Below are 14,044 nucleotides of genomic sequence, written 5' to 3'. Positions count from 1 at the left end.
AATTGTGCTTTTTCAAAAGCAGATTAAAATATTTTGGCTGGCTCAATAGAGCACTACAAACAATTCTATTCTTTTCTATCTCTACATCCTATCTATTTAAATTTCAATAAAAAATATTCTTTATTTATGTGAAAAATGAATAATTTCATCTAAATACAATTTCAAGTCTTAAGTAAAAGAGTTCGCTATTAAGGCGATTGATTAGCCACTAAAAGTAATAGCGAAAACCAAATTGATAAGTAACCCCATTTAAGTCCAGATCATCACTCTTACCAGAGACACATGCGCCATTCATACAAATCTTGGCGTCACGGTTAAACATCCATTGATAACCAAAAGATCCAAATAAATCTGCTTCAGGAGCAACTTTATAACCGACTTCCAATGCAACGGGAATTGTAAAATAATCCAATTCAAGATCGATTCGACCAAGATCTGCATCCGTTTCACTTTCATCTACCCAGCTCATTCCCAGACCTATAGAAACTGCTGAATAAAGCTGATCATTTTCCAGAAATTTATTTTTTATCCCCACTGCAACTTGATTGTAATCAATATCTGAACTTTGAAATTTGTATTCGGCCCATAAGCTGGCCGTCGGATGGGATTGATATTCACCCTTAATAAACAGCCCATCGAATGATTCGGTACCCAAAAAACTGTCCGACCCTATTTTTGAACCGGCATAGCCAAAAGCCAAAGAGTACTGACTTATTAGGTTTTCTTGAGCATGATAAGGTGTAGTTGTAATTACTGCTTTATCTATTGGAACAGGATTACCATATTGAATAGCTAATGGTGTATTTGCTCCAGCAACTGAAGAAGCCCCAATCATCAACCCAATGAATAATAATTTTTTCATATCTATGTCTCATTTTTATTGTGAGCATAAGATACTAATTTTTTGATAGAAAAACTACTCAGTACATCTATTTATAGGAACAACAATTTATGAGATTAAACAAACTATAAATACAACAATGTAATTCACCCACTTTTATAGAATTAAAGGACCAAGGCGACTTATTCATATATATTCTCAACAAGAGGTAATTCCCGATGGTTAAACCAGATGAAGAGTTGAATGAAGAATTCCCAGAAGAGGAATTAGATCCGCAAGAGAAACAGGATCGAGAGATTCAACGCGGTCAGTTAGGCGTGGATCAAGACCCTCAGGTGAAAAGAGATCTAATACGTCAAAAACATCAGGATGAAGAGGAAGAGAATCCATAATTTATTTTATAAATCTGGAATTTTTTTTATTCTAATGAGGAAAGTGAACTTATAAAATGATGGTGCGGCCAGCGGGACTCGAACCCACGCCACAGGCTTCGGAGACCTGTACTCTATCCAGTTGAGCTATGGCCGCAGCTTTTTGGAATGCGCACATCATAACAAAAAAACGCATAAGGTAAAGCAACTATCTATAACTTCGTTATTTTTATGCCTATCCTTTATACAGTGTGCCAAAACAGCAACAGAGAATTCCATGTGAATGACTTGGTTTATTCTGCAAGATCACTCACAATATCTCAACTTTTCACCATTTGAGATCTCTATGACTGATGCGCTGACATTAAGGGATTTGTCGAAGACCTATGGAAATGGTTTTCAGGCACTTAAAGGAATCAACTTAACTGTACCTGAAGGTGAATTCTATGCCCTGTTAGGACCTAATGGTGCGGGCAAGTCCACTACTATTGGTATTATCAGTTCATTAACAAGAAAAACCTCTGGAACCGTTGAGATTTTTGGCCACAATCTGGATACCCACCCTTCTGAAGCCAAACAATGTCTAGGTGTGGTGCCCCAAGAATTTAACTTTGCCCAGTTTGAAAAAACCTTTGATATTCTGGTCACTCAAGCCGGTTATTACGGTATTCCTAAAAAAATTGCCCAAGCGCGTGCTGAAGAATATTTAAATAAACTGGGTCTTTGGGAAAAACGCTCTACTCAAGCTCGTATGCTTTCAGGGGGGATGAAACGCCGCTTGATGATTGCCCGTGCGATGATGCATGAACCAAAATTATTGATTCTGGATGAACCGACCGCCGGTGTAGATATCGAATTGCGTCGTTCCATGTGGGATTTTCTTAATGAAATGAACGGTAATGGTACTTCTATTATTTTAACGACTCATTATCTGGAAGAAGCAGAGATGTTATGTCGTCGTATTGCCATCATCGACCGTGGTGTGATCAAAGAAGATACCACCATGAAAAATTTCCTGAATCAGCTCAATGAAGAATCCTTTATCTTCGATCTGGCTGCGCCTATTGAGCCATTAAATATTGAAATTATTGGTGTGAAATTTAATTTAGTTGATCCAATGACCCTAGAAGTGACACTGGATAAAGCACACAGTATGAATGATCTGTTCCAGTTACTGGAATCACAAAACATTCAGGTACGCAGTATGCGTAACAAGTCAAACCGCTTAGAAGAACTATTTGTGAAAATGGTCGAGAAAAATCTGGATGGAGCTGTACAATGAATATAAATCAGCTCGGCGTCGCCTTATATACCATCGTTCATAAAGAAGTTCGCCGTTTTATGCGGATCTGGCCACAAACTCTGCTGCCACCAGCAATTACCATGAGTCTATATTTCGTGATCTTCGGTAATCTGGTCGGTTCACGTATTGGGGAAATGGGCGGCTATAGTTATATGGAGTTTATTGTCCCTGGTCTGATTATGATGGCGGTGATTACTAATAGTTATGCCAACGTTTCTTCCAGCTTCTTTAGCTCAAAATTTCAGAAAAGCATTGAAGAGCTAATTATGAGCCCTGTACCTTTACATGCCATTTTATGGGGCTATGTATTGGGTGGTGTAATTCGTGGTCTGTTTGTTGCCATTATTGTCAGTGCCATGAGCCTGTTTTTTGCAGACCTTTATATTACTAACTGGTTTGTGACTATATATACAGTACTCATTACCTCGCTATTATTCTCTCTAGGCGGCTTTATTAATGCTGTCTATGCCAAATCTTTTGATAATATCTCGATCATCCCAACTTTTGTACTCACACCACTGACTTATTTAGGCGGTGTGTTTTATGCGATTTCAGCCTTAAGTCCGTTCTGGCAAAATCTCTCTTTAGTTAACCCGATCGTGTATATGGTCAATGCGTTCCGTTTCGGCATTTTAGGTCATAGCGATGTCAATGTTTCCATTTCATTGGTCGTGATTACTTTCTGGTGTGCCGTGCTTTACGGTATTGCTTACTATTTATTGTCTCGTGGTTCAGGAATGCGTGAATAATGAGTGTAGAACATTCTCTCCTTGGTAAAGACACCAACTACCCAACAGAGTATCAGCCCGATATTTTGTTCCCGATTTCTCGTGCGCCTGCCCGTGAAAAATATGCCCATGTTGAAGCTATTCAGCAAGGCAAAGACTGGTGGCATGTTTTTGAAATTTCATGGTTAAATTCTGCTGGCGTACCTCAAGTAGCTAGTGGTCGGATTACCCTGCCAGCATCTTCCCCAAACCTCATTGAATCAAAGTCTTTAAAGCTATATTTCAATAGTCTGAACTTTGCCAAGTTTGATTCGAAAGAGGCCTTTATTGCAACTGTAGAAAAAGACCTCTCAAAAGCTGCCGGTGCTGAAATCACACTGGATCTTTTCCATGTTGATGAACTTGAAATTTCCAAGCCTGAAGGTATCTGTATTGATGACCTGACTCCGGAACGCCTGGAAAATCATCCAGATGCTTCTTTATTGTCTTTAGATCAGTACAGCGATGAAAATATCGAAGTACAACTCTATTCACATTTATTAAGAAGTAACTGCCCAGTCACTGGACAACCGGACTGGGGTACAGTATTTATACGCTATCAGGGCAAAAAACCTTGTTATAAGAGTATTTTGGCTTATATTATTTCGTATCGTCAGCACAACGGTTTTCACGAACAATGTGTGGAACAGATGTTTGCCGATATCTGGCAAAATCTGAAACCGGAAAAGCTGATGGTATATGCGACCTATACACGCCGTGGTGGATTGGATATCAACCCTTGTCGTGTATCGGATTCCACATGGATGCCTCGCCCTATTCGTTTAGCGCGACAATAAAAAACATTGAGGTTTAAGAATGCCTTTTTTTGGTTTTATTCCTTCTGCAGAACTATTAAATACAATTCAGACTGCACAGAAAAATAAAAACTCGAGTGAACCGCTTTATCCACTGCGGGATAAAACTGCATTAATGATTAATGATGAAATTATTGATGCAATTCTCACGGAACTGGTACGCCGTTTTCCTGCAAGCGAAAAACGCGATACGGCAGAAAAACTGGCAGGCTATATCAAGTCTACTGTGGCAGTGTTACTGAAACAGTTACTGAGTAAAGCACCAAATGAAGTCGTCAAGGAGTCGATTGCTTTTTCTGAACGCAGCCTGTTTAAAGATCCGGAAGGAAATTTCCGTATTGGTGAATCACTGGATGCCAATCTGGTCACCAATCTAAAACACCATTATGCAGAATTAAAAGCTGGCCAAAGTGTCGATAAGCAGAGTCTCAGCAATCTGTACAAACAGTTTGGTGAAGCGACTGTACGTCATTTCATGGTCGACTTTAATAAAACCTTAGATTTAGGCATGATTAAACGCAAGGCTGCTGATATTGGTGCTTCAGCGGTAATCAAAGCGATTAATATTGCAGCAGATAAAATCATCCTGAATTTAAATAAGGATGAACTTCAGGCAATGGCAGAATATCACGACACCCTATTCTTTACTGAATAAAGCCGCATATTTATTCAAATAATGCAGATTAAGCCTGACTTCGGTCAGGCTTTTTTGTGGCTTAAGAAATAGCTTGTTACAATTATTGTGAACTAAAATACAAAATGCTGAAAAAACAACCAACCCTTTCCTGTTTTTAAGGGAGTTTATATGACTCCTATTCATCAGAATGTTATCTTTAATATTGCCTCTAATGCCAGAAAATTGAGAAAAGTGAATTGATCTTTTTCATGGCACGATTCAAATGACATAGCCACAAACCTATCAAAAAATTGGAAATCATACCAAGATGTTGAAATCGAATTTTTATAAAAAATTGAAGCAGCTTTCGATCCTTGTCAGTGCATTCGGACTCAGTAGTTTAAGCCTGGCCAACGATTTTCAATATCATCCCTCTTATGCCAGTTTCAAGCAAAACACTATGCAGACCTATGGTCTAAGTGCCCAGCAAGTAGACAGTGCAATGACGGGAGCAAAAAATCTTCCAAATATTATCAATATCATGAATCGTCCAGGTGAAAGTAAGCCTTGGTATGCCTATAAGACCAATTTTCTGTCTGAAGGTACGATTCAACGTGGTGTACGTTTCAAGCAGCAATATGCTGCAACACTAAATCGCGCTGAGCAGCAGTTTGGTGTACCACAATCGATCATTTTGGGTATTTTGGGGGTAGAGACCGGTTTTGGCAGCAACAAGGGTTCATTTGTGACCCGTGATGCACTGGCAACTCTTGGCTTTGGTTATGAACGTCGTGCGCAATACTTCCAGGATGAACTGGCGGCATTGATCGCATGGTCATATAAAGATGGTGTGTCAGCATCCTCGATCGTGGGTTCTTATGCAGGTGCTGTGGGCTATCCGCAGTTTATGCCAAGTAATATTCCAAAGTATGGGGTCGACTATGATGGCAATGGCCATATCGATCTGCGCAATTCTGCGGTAGATGCGATTGGTTCAATTGCAAACTATCTGGCTCAAAATGGCTGGCAACGTGATCAGCCAATTGCCTTCCCTGCCCGTTATAGCGGTTCGAATCCTGATTCTGTCATCGCCAAAGATCTGACTCAGCCAACACCTTATGGAGTAATCAAAACCCAAGGAATCAGTCCGATGAATCCGATTGTTCGTATTGATGATCTTGATATGGTCAATGTCATTCAATTACAAGAAAATTACGGACCGATTTACTATATTACTTATCCGAATTTTCAAGTGATTACCACGTACAATCGTAGTCGTATGTATGCCACTGCATTGTGGCTTTTAGGTACAGAAATTACGAGCCGATAACAGTAAAAATTACTACATACTATTAAAGTCAAGATTTTTATTAAACAAAATGCCTAAATTTTAGGCATTTTTTACACCTTGTTACAATATTGATTATTTTTTAATCACTCATTGTTTATTTTGCGTACTTTTTTTAACTATTTTAATTAAATACTAGACAGCCAGTTGCCAGCATGAATATTATCCAATTCGTTAAATGTAGTTGCATAAGTTAAATATCAGGCATGTTTATAGGGTTATCAGCTACTTAGGCCCAATCTAATGAAACATGCTGTTAGGAGTTGATTCAATGCATTCTTCTTTTCTGAAGTATTTTATGGCCATTGCCGCGACCGTTACCCTAACGCAATCGCAAGCAGATATGGTTCAGTCGTCATCATTCAATAATGATCATGACAATTCGCGTCTTGCAGCGCGTGTATTAAATAAAGAAGCTCAAAGCTTCAATTCAAATTTCACAAATTTGAACAGCCTTTCAATCACTGAGCGTTCTGGCGATAAAGTTCGTCGTCAAACCATTGCAGCAAAAATTGCAATTCCTGCAGAAGAGCCTTCAGTGATTGAGAAACTGAACAATGTTGCTTCAAACACAGTTCGTAAATTCAGTCAGACAGGTACAGCATCTTGGTATGGCCGTCAGTTCCATGGCCGTAAAACTGCCAGTGGTGAAACATTCGATATGAATGCAATGACTGCTGCACACCGTAGCCTGCCATTAAACTGCTTTATCCGCGTGACTAACAAAAACAATGGTAAGAGTGTTGTCGTGAAGGTGAATGACCGTGGTCCATTCCATGGCAACCGTGTTCTAGATTTATCTTACGGCGCTGCTAAACAGCTTGGTATTACCAATGCTGGTACTGCACATGTTAATATTGAGCGTGTAGATGGTCCAAACTCATAAGATTTGACCGCTCTACATTTAACTCAAAAGCCACAGTCATGTGGCTTTTTTATTTGGTGATGTAGAGCAAGAATTCGAACTACTTTTATCCTTAATACTGTCGATATTATTCCATTCAGATATAGGCCTCCTCTCCTTTACTCACCCACTATCGATTTCACTTTGACCATCCCCTCAAACTGTTTTATATTTTGAAAATAACAGTACGTTCATGGATGGGAGCGATAGAATGAAAACAATATCCGAATGGTTAGATGAATATAGTGAAAGTCATCAAAATAAAACCAACAAACTGATCCATTGGGTCTGCGTGCCTACCATCTATTTTTCCATTATTGGCATCATGGGGCACTTTAGCGCTTTACTAACTGCCCTGCTCCTGGTTCTGGCTTTTGTGTTTTATGCACGTTTAGATATCGTACTGGCTGTGGCAATGGCAGCTCTAACACTGATGATGGCCTGGTTCATCTGGGTTTTACCTATAGGTGTGGGCTTCTTTATAGCCTTGTTTGTTTTTGCCTGGATTGGGCAATTTTATGGACACAAAGTCGAAGGTAAAAAGCCTTCTTTCTTCAAAGACCTTCAATTCCTTCTCATTGGCCCGTTATGGTGCATGGATGCCTATTTAGGCAAAGTCCTACCTAAATGGAAATCTCGTCAATCTGAGGCAATACAGTGCGCTTAAAGCGTATGTAATATCATTACATTTATAAAACCAAGGAAAATTCCCTTATTGATAGGTTTTTCCTTGGTGTTTTAACCAACCACTGATGTGCTTATTGGATGGATCATGATGGGTCCAATGAATCACCCCGCCTTTTTCGCTATATTCATACTCACCAAAAAACTCAACCTGATCACCTTTTTGAATATTCTGGATGCGTGGTGCCAGATCAATATTGTGCGCAACCAATACAGTTTGACCAGTGGATAACTCCAGAATAAATTTCTGATGACGGGAACCTTCATTATCATCTTTTAATAATGCTATCACCTTACCGCTTGCCTGAACCTGAAGATCACTTTGTCTTTGCTGGTAAGCTTGCTCTATACGCTGGGTATCATCAGAAAGCTTATGCGTACTTTTTTGAACATGAGTCTGCTGTTGAATCGCAACTTCTGCTGAAGGTACAAAAGTATTGGTCTGTTGTTTAGATTCTGATAAATCCAGACCTAAATAAGCAGCCACCAAAAGTGCAATGACAGCCCCGATCCCCATATGGGTTTTATTTGCCATAATTCCCCCTTGATCATTCTTTATTTAGTCATAAAAAAAGCCCCATTCGGGGCTTTTTTCTAATTCGTTACCGAATTATTTTGCAGCAGCCTGAGCAGCAGCAACTTCTTCAGCGAAAGAAAGCTCAGCTTTCTTCTCGATACCTTCACCCACTTCGAAACGAACGAAGTTAGCAACAGTAGTACCAGTCGCTTTAAGAACTTCAGCAACTTTCTTGTCGTTGTCGATTACGTATTGTTGACGCTCAAGAACAACTTCGTTCAGGTATTTCTCAACAGAACCTACAACCATTTTCTCAACGATGTTTGCTGGTTTGCCAGATTCAAGTGCTTTTGCTTCAGCGATTTCTTTTTCTTTCGCGATAAGGTCAGCAGGAACTTGTTCAGCATTTACAGCAACCGGGTTGAATGCAGCAATGTGCATTGCCAAGCCTTTACCAGTTTCAGCATCACCTGAGTAAGATACAACAACACCGATACGAAGACCGTGTTTGTAAACAGCAAGGTTTTCACCTTCAACAATTTTCGCACGACGTACTTGAATGTTTTCACCGATTTTTTGAACTAGCGCAATACGAGCTTCTTCTACAGTAGCGCCATCTTCAAGTTTAAGTTCAGCGATTTTAGCAGCGTCAGTTTCGTTTGCAGCAAGTGCAGCAGCAGCAACTTTCGCAGAGAAACCAGCAAAGTTTTCGTCTTTAGCAACGAAGTCAGTTTGGCAGTTTACTTCTAGAAGGATTGCTTTGTTACCTTCTTGAGCAATTGTGATCGCGCCGTCAGCAGCAATGTTACCAGCTTTTTTAGCTGCTTTTGCTTGACCAGATTTACGAAGGTTGTCGATCGCTAATTCGATGTCACCACCAGCTTCTGTCAAAGCTTTTTTACATTCCATCATTGCTAGACCAGTACGATCACGCAGTTCTTTAACCATGCTTGCTGTAACTGCAGTCATGTTTATCTCCTAAATTCGGTAGAAAATGAATTCTTTTTAGAACAGAAACGGCCCAGAGGATTCTCATGGGCCGCCTGCATACATAACGCTTACTTTGCCACCATCACGTGTCGCAAAAATGACAAGCTAGCGTCTAACGCATTAAGCCTCAGAAGCAGGAGCTTCTTCTGCTTTAGCTTGTGCATTTGCTTGTGATTGAGCATATTCTTTACCAGCAAGAATCGCATCAGCCATAGCAGAAGCATAAAGTGTTACTGCACGGATCGCATCGTCGTTACCCGGAATAACGTAGTCTACGTTGTCTGGGTTAGAGTTAGTATCAACGATACCGATTACAGGAATACCAAGGTTTTTAGCTTCTTTAATTGCAATCGCTTCGTGATCAACGTCGATTACGAATAATGCGTCAGGTAAACCACCCATGTTTTTAACGCCGCCTAAAGCACGTTCAAGTTTTTCCATCTCACGGCTACGTTCTAAAGCTTCACGTTTAGTAAGTTTAGCGAAAGTACCGTCTTGAGATTGAGTTTGAAGGTCTTTTAAACGGTTGATAGATTGGCGAAGAGTTTTCCAGTTCGTCAACATACCACCTAACCAACGGTGATCTACGTATGGTTGACCAGCGCGTTGAGCTTGTTCACGGATGATTGCAGAAGCAGCACGTTTAGTACCAACGAACAAAACTTTGTTCTTTTTGCTAGCCAATTGGTTAGCGAAGTTCAAAGCATCATTTAACGCAGGAACAGTGTGCTCAAGGTTGATGATGTGAATTTTGTTACGCGCGCCAAAGATGTATTGACGCATTTTTGGGTTCCAGAAACGAGTTTGGTGACCAAAGTGCGCGCCAGCTTGTAGAAGGTCGCGCATGCTTACGTTGTAATCTGCCATTTTCTTTACCTTAAAGTTTGGGTTAGGCCTCCATATATCCGCATTCTCCACCCTTGCGGGCACCCAGAGTAATGTGACGATATATGTGCGGATTTTTAATACACCATTCAATCAGCCTCGCAAATATATTCACGAAAAAGCATTTGATAAAATGGGCGGCTATTTATACCATAGTCACATACAAATTTCCAAAAGTTTTTAGAGATCATGAACACTACTTATCAAGCTCCCCGTCGTTTAATCAAATCCGCTGAAGATATCGAAAAGATGCGTATCGCTGGACGACTGGCTGCAGAAGTGTTGGATATGATCAAACCGCATATCAAACCCGGCGTAACGACACTGGAATTGGATACGATTTGTCATGACCATATTGTAAATGTGCAGAATGCCATTCCTGCATGTTTAGGTTATGGTGCAGCGCCTGGCCGCCCTGCTTTCCAGCATACAATCTGTACATCTGTAAACCATGTGGTCTGTCACGGGATCCCATCTGAAAACAAGATCCTGAAAAAAGGCGATATTTTAAACATTGACGTCACTGTCATCAAAGATGGTTTCCATGGGGATACCAATATGATGTACATCGTGGGTGGTGAAACTTCAATCCTGGCAAACCGTCTGTGCAAAGTCGCTCAAGAAGCCATGTATCGTGGTATGGCTGTGGTGAAACCAGGTGCTACTATTGGTGACATTGGTCATGCGATTCAAAAATATGTTGAATCTGAACGCTTTAGCGTTGTCCGTGAATACTGTGGCCATGGCATCGGCACGACTTTCCATGATGAACCACAAGTTCTGCACTATGGTCAACCAGATACCGGTATGGTTCTTGAAGAAGGTATGACTTTTACGATTGAACCAATGGTGAATGCCGGTGTTTGGCAAACCAAACTGCTGGGTGATAAATGGACTGTGGTCACTAAAGACCATAAATTATCGGCTCAATATGAGCACACTCTTTTGGTAACAAAAAATGGCATTGAAGTGCTGACTGCCCGTCCTGAAGAAGATTTGTCACGTTTTAGTGCATAACAACAACACTTTCTCACATAAATGGCCACTTTAAAGTGGCCATTTTTAGTTTATATTTCCCCTATTATTCTCATCCTCAAAGCATATTCTTAGTTCATGTCTATCTAAACTACCTATCGATGTTCAAGATAAGGTTGCACTGATTCAGCATTTTTTTCGTATATTTTTCCAAATTCTTTTGCCCAATGTGCACCATTTTAGGCTAAGATAATGTGCTTTTTATTTTTTAATCCCTATAAGAAGGAATACTGCCGTGGACGTACGTCTCTCTGATCGTGTGAATGCCATCAAACCGTCCCCTACGCTTGCTGTGACAAATAAGGCTGCTGAACTGAAAGCTGCTGGTCACAACGTTATTGGTTTGGGCGCAGGTGAGCCAGATTTTGATACCCCTCAACACATCAAAGATGCAGCAATTGCAGCAATTAACAACGGTTTCACCAAATACACCGCTGTTGATGGTACGCCAGGTCTTAAAAAAGCAATTATTGCTAAATTAAAACGTGACAATAACCTTGACTATCAAGCAAACCAAATCCTGGTTTCTTGTGGTGGTAAACAGTCTTTCTTTAACTTGGCACTTGCTTTGTTAAACAAAGGTGATGAAGTGATCATCCCTGCTCCATTCTGGGTAAGCTATCCAGATATGGTGATCATTGCTGAAGGTACACCAGTAATCGTGAAATGTGGTGAAGAACAACGTTTTAAAATTACTCCTGAGCAATTAGAAGCTGCGATCACTGACAAAACTCGTCTAGTGGTATTAAACAGCCCTTCTAACCCGACTGGCATGATCTACACTAAAGCTGAATTAGAAGCTTTAGCTGCAGTACTGCGTAAATACCCAGAAGTATTCATCGCATCTGATGACATGTACGAACCAATCCGCTGGGAAGATGAATTCTACAACATCGCAACTGTTGCCCCAGACCTTTACGACCGCACTATCGTATTAAACGGTGTGTCTAAAGCATATGCAATGACAGGCTGGCGTATCGGCTATGCAGCGGGCCCTGCTAAACTGATCGGTGCGATGAAAAAAATCCAGTCTCAGTCAACTTCTAACCCAACTTCTATTTCACAAGTTGCTGCAGAAGCTGCATTGAATGGTCCTCAAGACGTTCTTGTACCAATGGTTGAAGCATTCAAACGTCGTCATGACCTGGTTGTGAATGGCTTGAATGACATTAAAGGTATTTCTTGCCTACCTGCTGATGGTGCATTCTATGCATACGCAAACATCAAGCCATTGATTCGTGCGAAAGGCCTGAACTCTTGCACAGAATTCTCTGCTTGGTTACTGGAAGAAACTGGTGTTGCAGTCGTTCCTGGTGATGCATTCGGTCTAGGTGGTTTCATGCGTATCTCTTACGCAACTGCTGACGAAGTATTAGTTGATGCGCTTGCACGTATCAAAAAAGCTGCTGATTCTATCGAAGGCGTTGATGAGGCGATTGCTTCTATCGAAGCTGAAAAAGCTGCGAAATAATCTAATTGATTAGATAAAAAAACCCGCGATGATCGCGGGTTTTTTTATGCAGTTTGTAGATGCTTACGGTATTTAAGTCCCAAGCAAAGCAAGCACATCAATGCGGCAAAGGTATAGGAAATAGCCAGCATCCACCAGAAACCACTTATTCCTGAAACATCCAGGTTGAGATTGAAGAGCGACACTGGATGATAAGCCAAATACCAGCCTCCGCCCAATCCGCCTAATAGCAGTACTCCACTAAAGATAAACATGGGGAAGACCACCACTTTCCAGCAGCGCAGCATATTGACGCTAACCACCAGAATCGCATCAAAAATATGCATCCAGCACAATAAGAACATCAATGCCAGACTCACCGCAAGCACATCCTTATTATCACTAAATAGCGTCACAATCGGTTTTTGAAAAATTGCGATCAAGATCGCCAAAACAACTGCGCTTGCGACCACCACACGTAACGCTTTAAAAGTTAAATCCCAGGCAGATTGCACTTGATTTGCACCAATCCTGGTAGAGACCAGAATGCTAAAAGCAGAGCTCATCGAAAATGGCACCATAAACAGCAGGCCAGCCAAACCCATCGCTACTTGATGCGCATTCACCATTATCTCCCCCAAAGGCAAGATCAATAATGCAATCGCACTAATTGTAAAGACATCAATAAATACGACAATTGCTGAGGGTAAGCCGATTCTTAAGATTTTTAGCAAAGTCTTAAAATGGAAGAATTGTCCGGACCAGTGCACACGCAACTGCTTTTCTAGAAATATCAGGTAATACACCACTAATAGTGCCCATTGAACAGTCAGATGAGCAATGAAAGCTCCCTTAACCCCATAGGCAGGTACATAACCCTGAATCCCAAAAATCAGGCAATAGGCCAAACTCACTTTGAATATCAGATAAAAAATATTGGCATAGAACACACGCTTCGCCTCACCACAGGCTTGCGTTAAAATATATAAAATACGTACTAACAAATGTGCTGGAAGCGTCCAAGCCAGTAACCATAAACAAGGTTGAATCAAAGCCTGTAATGCACTATCTGCTTTTAACAGATGTAGCAAAGGATCTGCATGAGTTAATAGCCATCCTGCAAATACAGACAGGACGATGACAATAAGGATGCTCTGTTTCAGAATTTTTTGAATATTATCAAAAGCACGTCGCCCATATGCTTCAGCAAGTTCCTGCATCATACCCTGCAAAATCCCCGTCCCCGAAACAAATAATAAAGAATAAATAGATAAACACACAGCCATAGCAGCCACATGTTGCGGTGAGTAATGAGACAGGAAAATCATGTCAAATATTCCGACCAACATTATGATGCTATTACTCAAAAAAATCGGTACCCAAAGATGCAAAAACTGTTTCATTGCAAAATCACTCTATTCTTAATTCTTTTCTCGGGTTTTATTTTTAAACTGAATTATTTAAAACTGAGATATACAGTGGAAATCACATACAATCCTTGTGCCATAAATCTTTATA

15 protein-coding genes and 1 tRNA gene are annotated in these 14,044 nt (G+C 40.6%); 10 read left to right on the top strand and 6 right to left on the bottom strand.

Annotated elements, in window-relative coordinates:
• Positions 1–208 precede the first annotated feature (208 nt).
• A complete protein-coding gene (locus FTU19_RS04880) occupies positions 209–862 on the bottom strand; it encodes an outer membrane beta-barrel protein (RefSeq protein WP_166138274.1) in 654 nt (217 codons plus the stop codon).
• A gap of 197 nt (positions 863–1,059) precedes the next feature.
• Between FTU19_RS04880 and FTU19_RS04875 the strand changes: the two genes are divergently transcribed.
• Positions 1,060–1,233 (top strand): hypothetical protein, encoded by a 174-nt coding sequence (locus FTU19_RS04875; RefSeq protein ID WP_180130263.1) that lies wholly within the window; start codon positions 1,060–1,062, stop codon positions 1,231–1,233.
• Positions 1,234–1,293: 60 nt separating this feature from the next.
• Here the strand turns inward: FTU19_RS04875 and FTU19_RS04870 are convergent.
• A tRNA-Arg gene (locus FTU19_RS04870) sits at positions 1,294–1,369 on the bottom strand.
• Between the two features lie 189 nt (positions 1,370–1,558).
• On the opposite strand from FTU19_RS04870, the gene FTU19_RS04865 reads away from it, so the two are divergent.
• The 7 genes from FTU19_RS04865 (at position 1,559) to FTU19_RS04835 (ending at position 7,632) form a co-directional block, all read left to right on the top strand.
• Positions 1,559–2,494: an ABC transporter ATP-binding protein gene (locus FTU19_RS04865; protein ID WP_180002841.1), complete on the top strand. Its 936-nt coding sequence runs from the start codon at positions 1,559–1,561 to the stop codon at positions 2,492–2,494.
• The gene (locus tag FTU19_RS04860; protein ID WP_180130261.1) at positions 2,491–3,264 is read left to right on the top strand and encodes an ABC transporter permease; all 774 of its coding nucleotides are present in this window, start codon (positions 2,491–2,493) and stop codon (positions 3,262–3,264) included. Before FTU19_RS04865 ends, FTU19_RS04860 begins: the two co-directional genes overlap by 4 nt.
• Entirely contained in the window at positions 3,264–4,079 is an 816-nt protein-coding gene (queF, locus tag FTU19_RS04855; protein ID WP_180130259.1) for an NADPH-dependent 7-cyano-7-deazaguanine reductase QueF, read from the top strand. Before FTU19_RS04860 ends, queF begins: the two co-directional genes overlap by 1 nt.
• 19 nt (positions 4,080–4,098) lie before the next feature.
• Entirely contained in the window at positions 4,099–4,752 is a 654-nt protein-coding gene (locus FTU19_RS04850; protein WP_180002837.1) for a hypothetical protein, read from the top strand.
• Between the two features lie 289 nt (positions 4,753–5,041).
• Positions 5,042–6,043 (top strand): lytic murein transglycosylase B, encoded by a 1,002-nt coding sequence (gene mltB / locus FTU19_RS04845; RefSeq protein WP_159124080.1) that lies wholly within the window; start codon positions 5,042–5,044, stop codon positions 6,041–6,043.
• 289 nt (positions 6,044–6,332) lie between these two features.
• Positions 6,333–6,947: a septal ring lytic transglycosylase RlpA family protein gene (locus FTU19_RS04840; protein ID WP_004784482.1), complete on the top strand. Its 615-nt coding sequence runs from the start codon at positions 6,333–6,335 to the stop codon at positions 6,945–6,947.
• A 229-nt stretch (positions 6,948–7,176) separates the two neighbouring features.
• Positions 7,177–7,632, top strand: a complete 456-nt coding sequence (locus FTU19_RS04835; RefSeq protein ID WP_180130257.1) for a DUF962 domain-containing protein — start codon at positions 7,177–7,179, stop codon at positions 7,630–7,632.
• Between the two features lie 45 nt (positions 7,633–7,677).
• Here FTU19_RS04835 and FTU19_RS04830 read toward each other — a convergent pair whose 3' ends face one another.
• From FTU19_RS04830 to rpsB, 3 genes are all read right to left on the bottom strand, one after another.
• On the bottom strand, positions 7,678–8,184 hold the full coding sequence (locus FTU19_RS04830) for a DUF3465 domain-containing protein (protein ID WP_180130255.1): 507 nt from the start codon (positions 8,182–8,184) through the stop codon (positions 7,678–7,680).
• A 75-nt stretch (positions 8,185–8,259) separates the two neighbouring features.
• On the bottom strand, positions 8,260–9,135 hold the full coding sequence (tsf, locus tag FTU19_RS04825) for a translation elongation factor Ts (RefSeq protein WP_004784491.1): 876 nt from the start codon (positions 9,133–9,135) through the stop codon (positions 8,260–8,262).
• A gap of 141 nt (positions 9,136–9,276) precedes the next feature.
• Positions 9,277–10,023 (bottom strand): 30S ribosomal protein S2, encoded by a 747-nt coding sequence (gene rpsB, locus FTU19_RS04820; RefSeq protein WP_004784492.1) that lies wholly within the window; start codon positions 10,021–10,023, stop codon positions 9,277–9,279.
• Positions 10,024–10,230: 207 nt separating this feature from the next.
• On the opposite strand from rpsB, the gene map reads away from it, so the two are divergent.
• Positions 10,231–11,058: a type I methionyl aminopeptidase gene (map, locus tag FTU19_RS04815; RefSeq protein ID WP_180130253.1), complete on the top strand. Its 828-nt coding sequence runs from the start codon at positions 10,231–10,233 to the stop codon at positions 11,056–11,058.
• 253 nt (positions 11,059–11,311) lie between these two features.
• Positions 11,312–12,547: a pyridoxal phosphate-dependent aminotransferase gene (locus tag FTU19_RS04810; RefSeq protein WP_005236666.1), complete on the top strand. Its 1,236-nt coding sequence runs from the start codon at positions 11,312–11,314 to the stop codon at positions 12,545–12,547.
• A 44-nt stretch (positions 12,548–12,591) separates the two neighbouring features.
• On the opposite strand, the gene FTU19_RS04805 is transcribed toward FTU19_RS04810, so the two are convergent.
• Positions 12,592–13,854 carry an MATE family efflux transporter gene (locus FTU19_RS04805; RefSeq protein WP_373684927.1) on the bottom strand — a complete coding sequence of 421 codons (1,263 nt, stop codon included), beginning with the start codon at positions 13,852–13,854 and terminating at the stop codon, positions 12,592–12,594.
• Positions 13,855–14,044: the final 190 nt, after the last annotated feature.

Origin of the sequence: Acinetobacter sp. YH12072 (genome assembly GCF_013419565.1) — a bacterium.
In the GTDB taxonomy this organism is placed as follows: Bacteria; Pseudomonadota; Gammaproteobacteria; order Pseudomonadales; family Moraxellaceae; genus Acinetobacter.
This window is presented reverse-complemented; position numbering and strand designations above follow the sequence as displayed.